This is a genomic window from Rhizobium sp. 01N424, assembly GCF_056399485.1.
The window spans coordinates 937,147-953,534 of the sequence record NZ_JBFTRK010000002.1 but is presented as its reverse complement, the minus strand read 5'-3'; the positions used below and the strand labels follow the sequence as shown (position 1 = coordinate 953,534).

At 61.3% G+C, this 16,388-nt stretch carries 17 protein-coding genes; 12 read left to right on the top strand and 5 right to left on the bottom strand.

The annotated features are described in order from the left end of the window. Positions 1 to 32: 32 nt before the first annotated feature. Both AC1DNK_RS10345 and AC1DNK_RS10340 read right to left on the bottom strand, forming a co-directional pair. Positions 33 to 1,367 carry a sensor histidine kinase gene (locus AC1DNK_RS10345; protein WP_477940830.1) on the bottom strand — a complete coding sequence of 445 codons (1,335 nt, stop codon included), beginning with the start codon at positions 1,365 to 1,367 and terminating at the stop codon, positions 33 to 35. Next, on the bottom strand, positions 1,364 to 2,023 hold the full coding sequence (locus tag AC1DNK_RS10340) for a response regulator (RefSeq protein WP_477940828.1): 660 nt from the start codon (positions 2,021 to 2,023) through the stop codon (positions 1,364 to 1,366). Before AC1DNK_RS10340 ends, AC1DNK_RS10345 begins: the two co-directional genes overlap by 4 nt. A 185-nt stretch (positions 2,024 to 2,208) precedes the next feature. Between AC1DNK_RS10340 and AC1DNK_RS10335 the strand changes: the two genes are divergently transcribed. The 9 genes from AC1DNK_RS10335 to AC1DNK_RS10295 all read left to right on the top strand — a co-directional run bounded on the left by AC1DNK_RS10335 (position 2,209) and on the right by AC1DNK_RS10295 (position 12,226). Next, positions 2,209 to 2,868 carry an exopolysaccharide biosynthesis protein gene (locus tag AC1DNK_RS10335; protein ID WP_477940827.1) on the top strand — a complete coding sequence of 220 codons (660 nt, stop codon included), beginning with the start codon at positions 2,209 to 2,211 and terminating at the stop codon, positions 2,866 to 2,868. A gap of 142 nt (positions 2,869 to 3,010) precedes the next feature. Beyond that, entirely contained in the window at positions 3,011 to 3,964 is a 954-nt protein-coding gene (locus AC1DNK_RS10330) for a sugar-binding transcriptional regulator (RefSeq protein WP_477940825.1), read from the top strand. A 145-nt stretch (positions 3,965 to 4,109) separates the two neighbouring features. Beyond that, positions 4,110 to 5,420 (top strand): ABC transporter substrate-binding protein, encoded by a 1,311-nt coding sequence (locus AC1DNK_RS10325; RefSeq protein WP_112385730.1) that lies wholly within the window; start codon positions 4,110 to 4,112, stop codon positions 5,418 to 5,420. A 139-nt stretch (positions 5,421 to 5,559) separates the two neighbouring features. Beyond that, complete coding sequence (locus tag AC1DNK_RS10320; protein ID WP_477940824.1) at positions 5,560 to 6,432, top strand: carbohydrate ABC transporter permease; 873 nt, start codon at positions 5,560 to 5,562, stop codon at positions 6,430 to 6,432. Position 6,433: 1 nt separating this feature from the next. After that, on the top strand, positions 6,434 to 7,264 hold the full coding sequence (locus tag AC1DNK_RS10315; RefSeq protein WP_112385657.1) for a carbohydrate ABC transporter permease: 831 nt from the start codon (positions 6,434 to 6,436) through the stop codon (positions 7,262 to 7,264). An 18-nt stretch (positions 7,265 to 7,282) separates the two neighbouring features. Beyond that, the gene (locus AC1DNK_RS10310; RefSeq protein WP_112516867.1) at positions 7,283 to 8,281 is read left to right on the top strand and encodes an ABC transporter ATP-binding protein; all 999 of its coding nucleotides are present in this window, start codon (positions 7,283 to 7,285) and stop codon (positions 8,279 to 8,281) included. Positions 8,282 to 8,383: 102 nt separating this feature from the next. Beyond that, positions 8,384 to 9,865: a mannitol dehydrogenase family protein gene (locus tag AC1DNK_RS10305; protein ID WP_477940822.1), complete on the top strand. Its 1,482-nt coding sequence runs from the start codon at positions 8,384 to 8,386 to the stop codon at positions 9,863 to 9,865. A gap of 85 nt (positions 9,866 to 9,950) precedes the next feature. Beyond that, a complete protein-coding gene (locus tag AC1DNK_RS10300; RefSeq protein ID WP_310296797.1) occupies positions 9,951 to 10,640 on the top strand; it encodes an HAD family hydrolase in 690 nt (229 codons plus the stop codon). Continuing rightward, the gene (locus AC1DNK_RS10295) at positions 10,640 to 12,226 is read left to right on the top strand and encodes an FGGY-family carbohydrate kinase (RefSeq protein ID WP_112516864.1); all 1,587 of its coding nucleotides are present in this window, start codon (positions 10,640 to 10,642) and stop codon (positions 12,224 to 12,226) included. The genes AC1DNK_RS10300 and AC1DNK_RS10295 overlap by 1 nt, the downstream gene beginning before the upstream one ends. On the opposite strand, the gene AC1DNK_RS10290 is transcribed toward AC1DNK_RS10295, so the two are convergent. Next, positions 12,223 to 13,080 (bottom strand): MurR/RpiR family transcriptional regulator, encoded by an 858-nt coding sequence (locus AC1DNK_RS10290; RefSeq protein WP_112385652.1) that lies wholly within the window; start codon positions 13,078 to 13,080, stop codon positions 12,223 to 12,225. The genes AC1DNK_RS10295 and AC1DNK_RS10290 overlap by 4 nt on opposite strands. 235 nt (positions 13,081 to 13,315) lie before the next feature. Between AC1DNK_RS10290 and AC1DNK_RS10285 the strand changes: the two genes are divergently transcribed. Further along, the gene (locus AC1DNK_RS10285; RefSeq protein WP_310296801.1) at positions 13,316 to 14,029 is read left to right on the top strand and encodes a sulfate transporter family protein; all 714 of its coding nucleotides are present in this window, start codon (positions 13,316 to 13,318) and stop codon (positions 14,027 to 14,029) included. Position 14,030: 1 nt separating this feature from the next. On the opposite strand, the gene AC1DNK_RS10280 is transcribed toward AC1DNK_RS10285, so the two are convergent. Beyond that, positions 14,031 to 14,456, bottom strand: a complete 426-nt coding sequence (locus AC1DNK_RS10280; RefSeq protein ID WP_477940820.1) for a VOC family protein — start codon at positions 14,454 to 14,456, stop codon at positions 14,031 to 14,033. Between the two features lie 81 nt (positions 14,457 to 14,537). Between AC1DNK_RS10280 and AC1DNK_RS10275 the strand changes: the two genes are divergently transcribed. Then, complete coding sequence (locus tag AC1DNK_RS10275; protein WP_477940818.1) at positions 14,538 to 15,110, top strand: TetR/AcrR family transcriptional regulator; 573 nt, start codon at positions 14,538 to 14,540, stop codon at positions 15,108 to 15,110. Here the strand turns inward: AC1DNK_RS10275 and nth are convergent. Continuing rightward, positions 15,075 to 15,854, bottom strand: a complete 780-nt coding sequence (gene nth, locus AC1DNK_RS10270; protein WP_477940816.1) for an endonuclease III — start codon at positions 15,852 to 15,854, stop codon at positions 15,075 to 15,077. The two genes, AC1DNK_RS10275 and nth, sit on opposite strands and share 36 nt — an antisense overlap. A 22-nt stretch (positions 15,855 to 15,876) precedes the next feature. Here nth and AC1DNK_RS10265 point away from each other — a divergent pair, with 22 nt between their 5' ends. Further along, complete coding sequence (locus AC1DNK_RS10265; RefSeq protein ID WP_112385729.1) at positions 15,877 to 16,374, top strand: DUF2244 domain-containing protein; 498 nt, start codon at positions 15,877 to 15,879, stop codon at positions 16,372 to 16,374. Positions 16,375 to 16,388: the final 14 nt, after the last annotated feature.

Below are 16,388 nucleotides of genomic sequence, written 5' to 3'. Positions count from 1 at the left end.
CTGCTCGCATCGTTTGCTTGGATTTGCAAGCCCTATGCGGGGAGCGTGACCCGCGCTTCGAAGCCGGATTGCCTGCCGCTTGCCGGTGACAGCAGTTCCAGCGTCCCGCCCATCTGGGCGGTGATGCGATCGGCGATCGCGAGGCCGAGACCCGATCCCGGCGCGTTGGTCGCACCCCGGCGGAAGCGCCGCTTGAGATTGCCGAGGTCTGCCGCAGAAATCACCGGACTGTCGTTGACCACGCGAATGGTGCCTTCCCCATCCAGTGAGACCGAAACCTCCTGCCCGGAGTCTCCATGAGAGAGGGCGTTTTCGACCAGATTGCGGATGACGATGCCGAAGGCATCGACATCGGCATTGCGCACAAGCGTTGCGCCGTTTCCGGCCTCATAGGCGATGCGGCCCTCGGTGCGGCTGTCGCGGGCATAATCGGTCATCAGCATGTCGAGCACCGGCTTCAGGTCGGAGGCTACGTCGCTTTTGCCGATGCCGGCTTCGGCGCGGGAGAGTTGAAGCAGCTTCTCCGCCAGCCGGCTGAGATTGACCAATGAAGTCTCAACTTGCTTGGCCCGCTGCCGCACCGGGCCGGGCGGAAGCTCTTCGGCGAGCCGCTGCGTTTGTGCCAGGGCGCCGGCAATCGGGGTGCGGAGTTCGTGGGCGCTATTGGCAGTGAATTCGCGCTCTGCTTCGAGCGCCGAACGCAGCCGGGCCAGTAGCAGATTGACCGAGCGGCCGATCGGCTTGATCTCGCGGGGCAGGCGGCCGCTCTCGATCGGCGCCATGTTGCCACCGTCCTTGGTGGCGATGTCCTGGCGCAGTGTTTCGATCGGTTTCAGCGCACGGCCGACCACGAACCAGACGGCGAAGATGCTGGCCGGGATGAGGACGATGAGCGGCCAGAGCAGGGTGGCGGCACTTTCGCGCACGGCTTCGCGGCGATTGCCAAAGCGGTCGGCCACCTGCATGAACAGGGCGCCATCGGCTGTCGCCTCGGTATAGATCCGGTGCGTTTGTGTGTCGTGAAATCCGTGGACGAGCGGTGCGCCAAACGGCTCGGCCGGCGCATCATTGGAACGCAGCACGACCTTTCCGGTCTTGTCGCGCAGCTGATAGGTCAGATATTCGCGGCTGGCGGCCGTATTCAGCATCGCCACGCTGCGCGGATCGGTGACCGTGCGTTGGTCGAGGTCGTCGACGATCAGTGCCAGCAGCCGCTGCGTCGTTTCTTCCTGAGCGCTGTCGAAGATCTCCGAGAACTCGTGCTGCATGACGCGGATGCTGAGGCCGATGGCGATCAGCCAGAAGAGCACGACGATACTGGTCAGCGCCAGGATCAGCGGCCGGGTAATGCTCGGTTCGCGTCTCATGCTTCGCCCAATGTGTAGCCGATACCGCGGGCGGTGCGGATGCGGTCCTTGCCGATCTTCTTGCGCAGCCGGCTGACATAGACCTCGACGGTGTTGCTCTCGATTTCCGATCCGAAAGCGTAGAGCGCCTCTTCGATGCGGTCCTTGGGCACGATCGCGCCGGGCCGGGCGACCAACAGGTCGAGGACGGCCCATTCGCGGCTCGTCAGCACGATCGGTTCACCTGCGACCGCAAGCTTGTGCTGGGGGCGGTCGATCTCGATATCGGCGATCTTGATGATCGGGTGCGGATTGGCGCCGTAGCGGCGTGCGACCGCCATGATGCGGGCTTCGAGTTCGCCGAGATTGAACGGCTTGACGAGATAATCGTCGGCACCGGCATTCAGCCCCTCAATGCGGTCGGATATCTGGTCGCGCGCCGTCAGGATGATGACCGGCACGGTCTTGCCGCGTCCCCTCAGCGCCTTGAGAAACTCGATGCCTGTACCATCCGGCAGCTGCAGGTCGAGCAGGATCAGCCCGTAATCGACCGATTTTTCCGCCGCCTTCGCATCGCCGATCGTGCGCATCCAGTCGATGGCGTGGCCAGCGGCGGCCACATGGTCGCGCACCGCTTCGCCAATCATTCCATCGTCTTCAACCAACAGAATTCGCACGCAATTTCTCCCTGGGGAATGAGTAGCGCCTGGCGCTGGCGGGGGTCAAGCATGGCGTGACGGCGAAAAATGGCCTTGCAATGGCCGCGATCGGGAACCGGCGCCGTCATGATGGCGGCACATTCAGCAGAGAAGGTTCATATTTGGATGGTATCAAGCACACGAAATCGAGTTTCCGGGGTTTTATGACGATCGAAAGCATGGGTATGGCGCGGGGGCGCCTGCCGCGTAATCCACGGCCGAGGGCGCGCCGCCTGTCGGCAATTCTCAGGCAGATGGCCAGTGACCGCTCGCGCGAGCGCATCTCCATCCGGGATATTTTCGAAACGATGGGCGACCGGGCGATTGGCGCTCTGATGCTGGTTTTCGCGCTGCCGAACCTCGTGCCGACGCCGCCCGGGACCTCGGCGATCCTCGGGGCGCCGCTGCTCTTTCTCGCGGCACAGCTGACCTTCGGTCTCAAACCTTGGCTGCCGAAGATGATTGCCGACCGCTCGATGCGGCGGGAGGATTTCGAGGCGATCATTTCGCGTATCCATCGGAAGCTTGCTTTCGCCGAGCGGATGCTGAAGCCGCGGCTTTCGGTGCTTGTCGAGCCGCCGGCGGAATATCTTGCCGGCTTCCTTTGTCTCGTCATGGCCGTCATACTGACGCTGCCGATCCCGCTTGGGAATATGCTGCCGGCGCTGGCGATCTGCCTGTTCTCCTTCGGTATTCTCGGCCGCGATGGCTTGTTCGTCATCCTCGGCGTGATCGCTGCCGGACTATCGGCGACCGTCGTCGGCGGCATGGTCTACGGGATCATCAAGGCGGCGGCCTTCGTCATCGCCAACTGGTTTGCCTGACAGGCCGCCAAGACGAAATCTGTCACGCAATTCTTCAACACACTCGACATTTGCCCATTTTTGTTTTGATCTGGCGCATTAGAGATTCATGGTCATATTCACCCGGTAAAACGCCGGCCTATTTCGCGCGGTAAGAAGCTAGATGGCAAAAAGAACCGATACTCCGGGACGGCTGGATGACGCGGCGCGAGCAGGGTGGCTCTATTATGTCGCGGGCCGGACGCAGGATGAGATTGCTTCGACGATGGGCATCTCGCGCCAGTCGGCGCAGCGCCTCGTTTCGCTTGCCGTTGCCGAGAAACTGATCAAGGTGCGGCTCGATCATCCGATCGCCGCCTGTCTCGAACTCGGCAATCAGCTGCGCAAGAAATTCGATCTGCGTTCCGTGGAAATCGTTCCCAGCGATCCCGGCTCTTCCTCAACGACGATCGGCATTGCCGAGGCGGCGGCTGCGGAGATCGAGCGTTGGCTGAAGCGGCCCGAACCGATCGTGCTTGCCGTCGGTACCGGCCGTACGTTGAAAGCGGCTGTCGATCAGCTGCCGCAGCTCGAATGTCCCGAACACCGCATCGTCTCTCTGACCGGCAACATCACGCCCGATGGGTCGGCGGCCTATTACAACGTCATTTTCAGCATGGCCGATGCGGTCAAGGCGCGGCATTTCCCGATGCCGCTACCGGTTCTCGTCACGTCGGCAGAAGAGCGTGAAATGCTGCACAGCCAGCAGCTGGTGCGCTCGACGCTGGAGATCAGCTCGCAGTCGGATGTCACCTTCGTCGGTATCGGGGAACTGGGCATCGACGGGCCGCTCTGCGTCGACGGTTTCCTCGAGAAGGACGAGATGATGGAGCTGATGCGCAATGGCGCCGTCGGCGAGATCTGTGGCTGGATTTTCGACGGTGACGGCAAGCTTCTCGACAACCCGATCAACGAGCGCGTTGCCTCGGCGCCGATCCCGCCGCGCGACTCATCCACCGTCATCGGAATCGCCAAGGGAAAGCGCAAATTCAAGGCGATACGAGCCGCCATCGTCGGCCGCCAGATCAACGCTTTGATCACCGATGAGGCAACTGCCGAGTTTTTGCTCACCGCCTGAGCAAAAATTATTTTGTTTTAAATCAATGCCATAAGTGTCCCTTTCGCTACCGCAGCAACGAATGCGGATTGACATTCTGTAACCTCCTGTGAGTAATTGCCCATGAGCAAAGCGAATGCTCACACTCATCTTCTGGGAGGAAGATATGACATTGAGAACTCTTCTGCTGGGCGCCTGCTCGGCACTGGCGTTTGCGGGCATGGCTTCGGCTGAAACGCTCACAATCGCGACCGTGAACAACGGCGATATGATCCGTATGCAGAAGCTGACGGATGACTTCAAAAAATCCAATCCTGACATCGACCTGGAATGGGTCACGCTCGAAGAGAACGTGCTCCGCCAGAAGGTCACCACTGACATCGCCACCAAGGGCGGTCAGTATGACGTTCTGACGATCGGCACTTACGAAGTTCCGATCTGGGCAAAGCAGGGCTGGCTTCTGCCGCTCGACAATCTCGGCGCCGACTACGATGCCGACGACCTCCTGCCGGCAATCCGCAGCGGTCTGACTGCAGACGGCAAGCTCTATGCAGCGCCGTTCTACGGCGAAAGCTCGATGGTCATGTACCGCAAGGACCTGTTCGAAGCTGCCGGTCTGAAGATGCCCGACGCTCCGACCTGGGACTTCATCGCAGATGCTGCGAAGAAGATCACCAACAAGGACAAGGAAGTCTACGGCATCTGCCTTCGCGGCAAGGCCGGCTGGGGCGAAAACATGGCGTTCCTGACGGCCATGTCGAATTCCTTCGGCGCACGCTGGTTCGATGAGCAGTGGAAGCCGCAGTTCGATCAGCCCGAGTGGAAGGACACGCTGAACTTCTACGTCAACCTGATGAAGGAAGCCGGCCCTCCGGGTGCCTCTTCCAACGGCTTCAACGAAAACCTGGCGCTCTTCCAGACCGGCAAGTGCGGCATGTGGATCGATGCCACCGTGGCAGCATCCTTCGTCAGCAACCCGAAGGAATCGCAGGTTGCCGACAAGGTCGGTTTCGCTCTGGCTCCGGACAAGGGCCTCGGCAAGCGCGGCAACTGGCTCTGGGCCTGGAACCTCGCCATCCCGGCAGGCTCGCAGAAGGTCGAAGCGGCTGAAAAGTTCGTCGCCTGGGCTACCAGCAAGCATTACACCGAGCTGGTCGCTGCAAAGGAAGGCTGGCTGAATGCACCTCCCGGTACTCGTTCTTCGCTCTATGCGAATGCCGACTACCAGAAGGCAGCACCTTTCGCGAAGATGACGCTTGATAGCATCAACTCGGCTGACCCGACCAAGCCGACCGTCAAGCCGGTCCCCTATGTCGGTGTCCAGTTCGTGGCGATCCCGGAATTCCAGGGTATCGGTACGGCCGTTGGACAGCAGTTCTCCGCAGCGCTTGCCGGCCAGCTTTCGGTCGACCAGGCTCTCCAGAGCGCACAGCAGCTGACCACGCGCGAAATGACGAAGGCTGGTTACATCAAGTAATAACCTCCTGAGAACGGGTTGGAATGCTTGACATTCCACTCAACTGGGCCGCCGAATTGCCCGAACTGCATCGGCGGCCCCCTTTTTTTCTTTGCTGCCCTGCAGCCGTTCGCCACTCCAGACATGATCGGTAATTGCCATGGCAACGTTACACACCCGCTCAGCCGCGCGCATGATGATGGCGCCTTCGGTCATTCTTCTGCTGCTGTGGTCGCTCATCCCGCTGGCGATGACGATCTACTTCTCGCTGCTGAACTACAATCTGCTCAGCCCGGGCATGGAAAGCTTTGTCGGCTTCCTGAACTATCAGTACTTCCTGACGGATCCAGCCTTCTTCTCCGCTCTGGCAAATACGCTGCTGCTGGTGCTCGGCGTCCTGTTGATCACGGTCGTCGGCGGTATCGCCTTCGCGATCCTGCTGAACCAGGACATCTACGGGCAGGGCATCGTTCGCATCCTGGTCATCGCGCCCTTCTTCGTCATGCCGACGGTGGCAGCGCTTGTCTGGAAGAACATGTTCATGAACCCGGTCAACGGGCTCTTCGCGCATCTCGCCAAGGCACTCGGATTGCAGCCTTACGACTGGCTGGCCAACGCGCCGCTGTTCTCGATCATCCTGATCGTCGCCTGGCAGTGGCTGCCGTTTGCCACGTTGATCATGCTGACGGCGCTGCAGTCGCTCGATGAGGAACAGCAGGAAGCCGCCGAAATGGATGGCGCCGGCGTTATCTCGAAATTCATCTACATCGTCCTGCCGCACATGGCCCGCGCCATCACCGTGGTCATCCTGATCCAGACGATCTTCCTGCTTTCGGTCTTCGCCGAAATCCTGGTCACCACCAATGGCGGCCCGGGCACGCAGAGCACCAACCTGACCTATCTGGTTTATGTTCAGGCGCTCCTGCAGTTCGATATCGGCGGTGCTTCGGCAGGCGGTATCGTCGCTGTCATCCTCGCCAATATCGTCGCGATCTTCCTTGTCCGCCTCGTCGGCAAGAACCTGGAGGCGTAAGATGGCCCGCAAAGTCACCACACAACGCAAGGTCATCATGACCGCGATCGCCTGGACGCTCGGGATCCTGATCTTCTTCCCGATCCTCTGGACGTTCCTGACCAGCTTCAAGTCGGAAGCCGATGCGATCGCCTCGCCGCCGCAGTTCCTGTTCTTCCACTGGACGACGGAGAACTATGCGGAAGTCCAGAGCCGGTCGAACTATCTCGGCCACTTCATGAACTCGGTGATCATCTCCTTCGGCTCGACGTTGCTCGGCCTGATCATCGCCATTCCGGCCGCCTGGGCCATGGCGTTTTCGCCGACCAAGCGGACCAAGGACGTTCTGATGTGGATGCTGTCGACGAAGATGATGCCGCCGGTTGGCGCCCTCATCCCGATCTACCTGATGTTCCGCAACACCGGACTGCTGGACAGCCGCATGGGCCTGGTGATCGTGCTGACGCTCATAAACCTGCCGATCATCGTCTGGATGCTCTACACCTACTTCAAGGAAATCCCCGGCGAGATCCTCGAGGCCGCCCGCATGGACGGTGCCTCGCTCGCCAAGGAAATCATCTATGTGCTGACGCCGATGGCCATTCCCGGAATTGCCTCGACGCTGCTGCTCAACATCATCCTGGCCTGGAACGAAGCCTTCTGGACCCTCAACCTCTCTGCCTCCAAGGCAGCGCCGCTGACGGCCTTCATCGCTTCCTATTCCAGCCCCGAGGGCCTGTTCTACGCCAAGCTCTCGGCAGCATCGACCATGGCGATCGCCCCGATCCTGATCCTCGGCTGGTTCTCGCAGAAACAACTCGTCCGCGGCCTGACCTTCGGCGCGGTGAAATAAGACGACAGGGAGAGAAACATGGGCAGCATTACCCTTCAGAAAGTCTCGAAGGTCTTCGGCGAAGCCAAGGTCATCCCTTCGATCGATCTCGAAATCAAGGACGGCGAATTCGTCGTCTTCGTAGGACCATCGGGCTGTGGCAAGTCCACGCTGCTGCGGCTGATCGCCGGGCTCGAGGATGTCAGCGGCGGCAAGATCGTCATCGATGGCAAGGATGCGACCGAACAGGCGCCGTCCGAACGCCGGCTGGCAATGGTGTTCCAGTCCTATGCGCTATATCCGCATATGAGCGTGCGCAACAACATCGCCTTTCCGCTGAAGATGGCGGGGATGGACAAGGCTGAGATCGACCGCAAGGTCGGCGACGCCGCGCGCGTGCTGAACCTCACCGACTATCTGGAGCGCAAGCCGCGCCAGCTTTCGGGCGGTCAGCGCCAGCGTGTCGCCATCGGCCGCGCCATCGTTCGCCAGCCGTCGGCCTTCCTGTTCGACGAGCCGTTGTCGAACCTCGATGCGGCGCTGCGCGTTAACATGCGCCTCGAAATCAGCGAACTGCACCAGCAGTTGAAGACGACGATGATCTACGTCACCCACGACCAGGTGGAAGCCATGACGATGGCCGACAAGATCGTCGTTCTCAACCGCGGCAATATCGAGCAGGTCGGTTCTCCGCTGGAGCTCTACAAGAACCCGCGCAACCTGTTCGTCGCCGGCTTCATCGGTTCGCCGAAGATGAATTTCGTCAAGGGCCAGCTCGCCGCTCAGCTCGGCGCGCATACGATCGGCGTTCGCCCCGAGCATGTGCTGCTGTCGCTGGAAAGCGGCGACTGGAAGGGCCGGGTCACGGTCGCCGAGCATCTCGGCTCCGACACGTTCCTGCATATCGATGTCGAGGGCATCGGTGCGGTGACGGCGCGTGCCGGCGGCGACTTTGCGGCCAAGGCGGGCGACACCGTTTATGTGACGCCCGACAAGGCGCGTATCCACAAATTCAACGAGGGCGGCCTCGCCATCTAAGGCGGGACCGGGCCGGGGTGGCAATGCGGAGCGGGCGCGGTGCCCGGTCCGCCGAGACCTGGAGCGGGAGGCCGCTCCGGAAGACCTCAAGAGGACTGTATCATGACGTGCAAACTATCGCTGGCAACGCTTACCGAGGCGGCCAAGACGGCCACTGTTCCGGCCTATGACCGGGCGTCGCTCTCAGCCGGCATCGTGCACTTCGGCGTCGGCAATTTTCATCGCGCCCATCAGGCAATCTATCTCGACGATCTCTTCAACGAGGGGCAGGATCACGACTGGGCGCTTGTCGGCGCCGGCATGCTGCCGTCGGATGCGTCGATGCGCGAAAAGCTCGCGGCGCAGGATTTCCTGACGACGGTGGTCGAGCAGGACAACAACAAGACGGCGGCCCGGGTTACCGGACCGATGATCGACATCCTGCCGGTCGGCGATTCCAAGGCGATCATCGCCAAGCTTGCGGATCCCGTGATCAAGATCGTCTCGATGACGATTACCGAGGGCGGCTATTTCATCGACGCATCGGGCAAGTTCAATCCGGAGCATCCGGCGATCGCCGCCGACGGCAAGAACCCGTCCGAGCCGAAGACCGTGTTCGGCCTGATCGTCGCCGGTCTGAAGGCGCGCAAGGACAAGGGCCTTGTTCCCTTCACGGTGATGTCCTGTGACAACATTCCGCATAACGGCGTGGTCACCACCAACGCCGTCGTCGGTACAGCGAAGCTGTCGGATCCGGCCTTCGCCGATTGGATCAAGGCCAATGTCGCCTTCCCGAATGCCATGGTCGACCGCATCACGCCAGCAACCGGCCAGCGCGAGATCGACCTGCTGAAGGATCAGTTTGGCATAGAGGACAACTGGCCCGTCTACTGCGAAGAATTCAAGCAGTGGGTGCTGGAAGACAAGTTCACCGCAGGCCGTCCGGCGCTCGAAAAGGTCGGCGTCACCTTCGTGTCCGATGTGACGCCCTACGAGCACATGAAGATCCGCATCCTGAACGGCGGCCACGCGGCGATTGCCTATCCCGCGGCGCTGATGGACATCCACTTCGTTCACGACTCGATGGAAGATCCGCTGATCCGCGCTTTCCTGGCGAAGCTCGAGAAGGACGAGATCATCCCGATCGTGCCGCCGGTACCGAATACCTCGCTGCAGGACTATTTCGAGCTGATCGAGCGCCGCCTGCTGAACCCGAAGATTGCCGACACCATCCCGCGCCTGGCGCAGGACGGTTCCAACCGGCAGCCGAAATTCATCCTGCCCTCGACGCTCGACAATCTCAGCCAGGGCAGGGATGTTGTCGGTCTTTCGCTGGTTTCGGCGCTCTGGTGCCGCTACTTCGCCGGCAAGACAGATAGCGGCAAGGAGATCGTCTTCAACGATGCCAGCGCCGACCGTCTGCACGCGGCTGCGGTCAAGGCCAAGGACGATCCGGCGGCCTTCCTCGCCTTTGACGATATCTTCGGCGAAGTCGCGAAATCGGAGCTCTTCCGCAAGCGCTTCGCCCATGCCCTGAAAACGCTGTGGGAAAAGGGCACTCGCGAGACGCTGCAGCTCTATCTCGACGGCAAGCTTGCAGTGTAAGCAGATATGACGGCGGCACATGCCGCCGTTGCCGCCTGGCGGGATGCAGGACGGTCATGCGTCCTAGAACGATGGTTGGTCTTCCATGACTGATGCTGAGACACGGCTGGTCATATTCGATTGCGACGGCGTGCTCGTCGATAGCGAGCCGATTTCCGTCAACGTTCTCGTCAAGGCGATGAACGATCTCGGGGTGCCGATCACTGAAGACGAGGTCTATGGCCGCTTTCTCGGCAAGAGCCTTGCGACTGTCATTGAAACGATGAAGAGCGACTATCACGTCCATGCCGGCGAGGAGTTTCTCGAGCGGATGCGGGTCGATCTCTACGGCCGGTTCCGCAAGGAGCTGAAGCCGATCGAAGGCATCGGCGAGACGATCGACGCGCTCGATATTCCCTGCTGTGTCGCTTCATCGAGCCAGGTCGAGCGTATCAAGCTTTCACTGTCCGTCACCGGGCTGATCGGCAAGCTGCCGAATATCTTTAGCGCCAGCATGGTGAAAAACGGCAAGCCGGCACCGGACCTTTTTCTGCATGCAGCGCGTGAAATGCAGGTCGAGCCGAAGAATTGCGTGGTGATCGAAGACAGCCCGGCGGGCATCGAGGCGGCAAAGGCCGCCGGTATGCGCGTCTTTGCCTTTACAGGCGGTTCCCACGCCAATTTCGAGGGCTATCGTGCTGAACTTGACCGGCTTTCGCCCGAAGCCGTGTTTGACGTAATGCCTGAATTGCTCCACCTTATCCAGAAACAAAAGCTGGATGGGATGCACCCCTGATGCATGATCACGTGGTTGCGGTGGATGTTGGCACCGGCAGTGCGCGCGCCGGCGTCTTCGATGCCGGCGGCCGGTTGCTGGGCAAGGCCGAGCATCCAATCATCATGAACAGGCCGCGGGAAAACCACGCCGAGCACGATTCCGAAAATATCTGGTCCGCCGTCTGCATCTCGGTGCGCAAGGCCGTTGAGCAATCGGGCGTGGCGCCTGCTTCAATCGGTGCGATCGGCTTTGACGGGACGTGCTCGCTCGTCGTGCGCGATGTCGAGGGCAGGCAGATTTCTGTTTCGACCGGCGGCGAGAAGCGCTTTGACACCATCGTCTGGCTGGATCACCGGGCGCTGCAGGAAGCGGATTTCTGCACGGCGACGCAGCATGCCGTTCTCGAACATTCCGGGCATTTCATGTCTCCCGAGATGGAGATGCCGAAGCTGATGTGGCTGAAGACGAAGCTGCCGGGCACCTGGATGAACGCCGGCTACTTCTTCGATCTTGCCGACTTCATGACCTGGAAGGCGACCGGATCGCTGGCGCGCTCACGCTGCACGCTGACGGCGAAATGGAACTATCTTTCCCATGAGAAAGACGGCTGGCGGAAGGACTTCCTGGCGCAGATCGGTCTCGACGATCTGCTGGAGCGGGGGCACCTGCCTGACGAAACGGTGCCGGTCGGCTCCAGCGTCGGGACGTTGACGCAGGAGGCTGCCTCGGCGCTGGGGCTGACGACCGCCTGCCATGTTGCGGCCGGGATGGTCGATGCCTATGCGGGTGCGCTCGGCACTCTCGGCGGCTATGCGGCCGATCCGCGCGAGCTTGAACGCCAGCTGGCGCTGATTGCCGGCACGTCGAGCTGCATCGTTTCGTTTTCGCGCGAACGGCGGCCGAGCCACGGCATGTGGGGGCCATATTACGAAGCGGTGTTTCCCCAGTCCTGGCTTGTCGAAGGCGGCCAGTCGGCGACCGGCGCCCTGCTTGATCATATCGTGCGCATGCATGCGGCCGGCGGCGAGCCGACGGCGGCGTTGCATCAGAAGATCGCAGCCCGTGTCGCTCAGCTCCGTGCTGAAGAAGGCGACGATGCGCTTGGGGCCAGGATCTTCGTGCTACCGGATTTTCATGGCAACCGCTCGCCGCTCGCCGATCCCCACGCTGTCGGCGTCGTCAGCGGGCTGACGCTCGATACGTCGTTCGACGGGCTGTGTGCGCTCTATTGGCGGACCGCCGTCGGGATTGCGCTTGGTATCCGCCATATCCTCGAGACGATGAAAGAGTACGGCTACGTTCCGGATACGCTACATGTGGCCGGCGGCCATGTGAAGAACCCGGTGCTGATGGAGCTTTATTCCGACGCGACGGGATGTAAGGTTGTGGTGCCGAAAATGAACGAAGCCGTCCTGCTCGGTACGGCGATCGCGGCTTCCGCCGCCTGCGGATTACACAAGGATCTGGCGGCGGCCGGGACCGCGATGTATCCCGGCGGCGACGAACGCAGCCCGAACGCGGCCAAGCGGGCGATGTACGACCGCGAATACCGGCGGCTGCTGGCCATGTACCGGCATCGCGCCGAACTGGAAGCGATGGATTAGCCGCCGCCGCGGCCTTCGCCGAGGATGGCGCCGAATTCCGCCATGCGGCGTTCGCGCTGGAAGGCCTCGTCGCCGGCCGCAGCAATCACCGTTTCCGACAGGCAATCGAGCAGTGCCATCAGCGGCGGCAGGTTGTCTTCGTCCGGCACGCGTGACGGAGGCAGTGTCAGCATGATGTTCGACTGCTCCGGCATCCAGTCATTGTTTTCCGCAGTGATCAGCACCACCCGGTAGCCGTAGCGCCTTGCTGTTCTGGCAAGTAGCCTGGCGCGGGCAAAGCGCCGGCAATCGATGATGACGAGCAGTGCGCCTTCGCCGGTCTGTCGGGCGAAGAGTTCGGCAAAGCGGCTCCCCGATCCATCGAGCGCGCGAACGCCATCGCGGGCGTGGGTAAGGCGCTGGGCAAAATGCGAAGCGAAGCCGGTCAAGCGTACATGGGTGGCGATGAAGACTTCACGGGCGCTTGAGATCATCGACGCCGCCTCAGCCCATTGGGGCTGCGCGGTCAGGTGGTAGATATGGTGCATCGCCTGGATCTGTTCGGTAACCAGCAGCGCCAACGGCTTGCCGCTCGATGCGTCGGTCTGCAGCTCGTTGAGCGAGGTCTGCAACTGGACCGGCGATGTGACCGCCGTTTCGCGGATATGGATCTTGACGCTGTCGAGGCCCTGATAGCCGAGCGCTCGCAGGAAGCGCCCGACCGTCATTGGGCTGAGATCCAGCCGGTCGGCCACGGAGGCCGCGGTTTCGAAGGGCAGGTCGTTCAGATGCTCGGTGAAATACTTCGCGATCCGGCGCTCCGCTGGCGTGCCGGACTTCACGTAATGCCTGAGCTTCTGGACGAAGTCTTCCACGCAACGGGCCCCTCACTGGCGAAAACGCGTCTTGCGGATGCGCGCGGGCGAGACTTGCCGTTTGCAACTATTTCCGGAAGCTGCGTCTCAGGCTCAAGTTTAGATCGAATAATTTCCAGTATATATTAGTGTTCAATTGCAGACAAGTTTTCCATTGCTGCATGTACTTTTATTTCGGCTTGCCGTTCTGCGCGGGGATTCCTACATCCTGGGTCAAACCACGGAGACGCCACGCATGATCCTTGACGCCGCCCGCCTGTCCTTCCGCAACCTGCTTGCTCCCGAGACACGCTCAGTGTTCTGGAAGGTGCTGGGTTTGACGCTTCTGGTGCTGGTGGGGCTGTGGTTCGTGCTGCGCAGCCTGTTTGCGACGCTGCTCTTTCCCTGGATTGCTGGTTTCTTTCCACAGATGCCGGAATGGGCGGGGTGGCTAAGCTTCGTCTTAGCAATTCTCGCCGGTCTTGGGCTGGCGCTCGGCCTTGCCCTTCTTCTGTCTCCGGTGACGGCGCTGATTGCCGGCCTGTTTCTGGATGACGTTGCCGAGGTTGTGGAGAAACGCGATTATCCGAACGACCGGCCGGGCACGGCAATGCCGCTTGGACCGGCGTTGACGAGTTCGATCAAGTTCCTCGGCGTGGTGATCCTCGGCAATATCATCGCGCTGTTTCTGCTCTTCATCCCCGGCGTCAATCTGATCGCCTTCTTTGTGGTGAACGGTTACCTGCTCGGGCGGGAATTCTTCGAGTTTGCGGCAATGCGCTTCCGGCCGCCCGAGGAGGCCCGCGCCTTCCGGGCAAAGCACGGATCGACGGTCTTCCTGGGCGGCCTTGTCATCGCGGCTTTTCTCGCGGTGCCGTTCCTCAATCTCCTCACGCCACTCTTTGCCGCCGGCATGATGGTGCACCTGCACAAGCTGGTGTCGCAGAAGGATCCGGCCTTCAGAGGTTAGGTCAGGCGGGCAGGGCCGAGGCGTCATACATGGCGGCGAATTCGGCGCTCGGCGGGATCGGCTTGATGATGTCGATCAGCACGCCGTTGGGGTCGGCGGTGATGAAGTGCCGCTGGCCGAAATCCTCGTCACGCAAATCGCGCATGATCGGCAATCCCGCGGCCTTGCAGGCCAGGTAGATGGTATCGACATCCTCGACCTCGAAATTCAGAAGCAGGCCGGAGACCTTGCCGCGCGCCTGCTCGGGGATGGTCTCGTGGCTGCCGTCCAGGATCGCGAGGTTGATCCGCTCGTCTTCGGCGGATTGCAGGTGGACATACCAATCACTTTCGAAAAGCGCCTGAAAGCGGAAATGCGTTATGTAGAAAGCCGCCGTTACCGCCACGTCGCCGGTCATGATGACCGGATAATAGCTCGTCGATTTCATTTCATTGCTCCTTTTCAATTTGCATACAGTTTGTATGTTTTTTCGTTTAACATACATGCGGTGTGTATGTAAATAGGCGATATGACCAGGACCAATCGCGAACGAACCGAACAGACGCAGCAGGCACTGATCGCGGCTGCGCGCCGCCTCTTTGTCGACAAAGGCTATGCCGAGACCGCGACGCCGGACATCGTCTCGGCGGCGGGCGTGACGCGCGGGGCGCTCTATCACCATTTCGAAGACAAGCGAGCGCTGTTCCGGGCGGTCATCGAGCTGGAGGCGGGAAAGGTGGCAGAGGAGATCGAGAGCCGCTCGGCGGATGCGCAATCTCCAAGGGATGCACTGCTCACGGGTGCATCGGCCTATTTCGACGCCATGGCGGCCGAGGGACGTACACGGCTGCTGCTGCTGGAGGCGCCAGCGGTTCTCGGCGCGGAGGCTTCGGCGATCGACCGGGAGAATGCGGAGGAAAGCCTGCGCCGGGGCTTGGCGGCGATGCCCGCGGCGGCGGCGCAGCTTGGACCGCTGACGGCATTGTTGTCGGCCGCCTTTGACCGCGCTGCTATCGAGATCGAGCAGGGTGGGGTGCGGGAGGACTACGAGCAGGCGATTGCCAGCCTAGTCGATGGCCTCACCGATCATCTGCGGCGGTAGCTCGACGAGCGGCGCGGGGATGTCCCACGTCTTCTCGGCAGACTTGCAGATATCGGCGATGACGCAGCGCTCGCATTCGGGGCGTCTTGCCTTGCAGGTGTAGCGGCCATGCAGGATCAGCCAGTGGTGCGCGTGGTAGAGATACTGCTTCGGTACCACCTTAATCATCCGCTCTTCGACCTCATCGGGCGTCTTGCCCGGCGCGAGCCTGATGCGGTTGGCGATGCGGAAGATGTGGGTATCGACGGCCATCGTCGCCTGGCCGAATGCCATGGACAGCACGACATTCGCAGTCTTTCGGCCGACGCCCGGCAGCCGGATCAGCTCGTCACGCGTCTGCGGCACGACACCGCCGAACTCATCGACCAGCATCTGCGACAAGGCGATGACGTTCTTCGCCTTGTTACGATAGAGGCCGATCGTCTTGATGTAATCGCGGACCTTTTCCTCGCCGAGGGTAAGCATCTTTTCCGGCGTATCGGCCGCCTTGAACAGCGCGCGTGTCGCCTTGTTGACGCCGGCGTCGGTCGCCTGCGCCGAGAGCGCCACGGCAACCACCAAGGTGAAGGGGTTGCTGTGTTCCAGCTCGCCCTTCGGTTCTGGCCGCTGGATCGAGAAGCGGCGGAAAATCTCCTCCCGCTCGGCTTCGGAATAGGCGCTTCGGACCGCCGCCGTCTTGCGGCGGGCGATCACTTTTGAGTTTTGCGAAATGCGGGAAGCGGATTTGAGTTTCGGTTCGGCCATCGACAATCTATACTCATCAGCCATGACGGAAAGCAACGCCGACAGCGCGGTCGAACAGCCTGTTTTCGCCGCCGAACTCTTCCCCTACCGGTCGCTCGGCCGCAAGGGGTTTCGTGTGCTGCTCGCGCTTTCCGGTGCCGTCTGCCTGATGTACGGAATGTTCTTCGTCGTGACGGGTGCCTGGCCGATCGGCTTTTTCTTCGGTCTCGATTTCGCGCTTCTCTACGGTGCCTTCTGGCTGAACTACCGCTCCGGACGTGCGCGGGAAGAGGTCACCGTTTCGCGAAGCGACGTGGCGATCCGCAAGTTTGCGCCGTCGGGCAAGATGATCGAGCACCATTTTAATCCGTTCTGGACGCGCTTCCTGGTGCGGCGGCATGAGGAGATCGGCATTCTCTCCATGCATGTTGCGGGTGAGGGGCGGCGCACGGATATCGGCTCATTCCTCAATCCCGATGATCGCGAAAGTTTCGCCAAGGCCTTCAAGGGCGCGCTGGCGACGGTGAAGCGGCGGATCTGAAAGCCGCGCAAGAA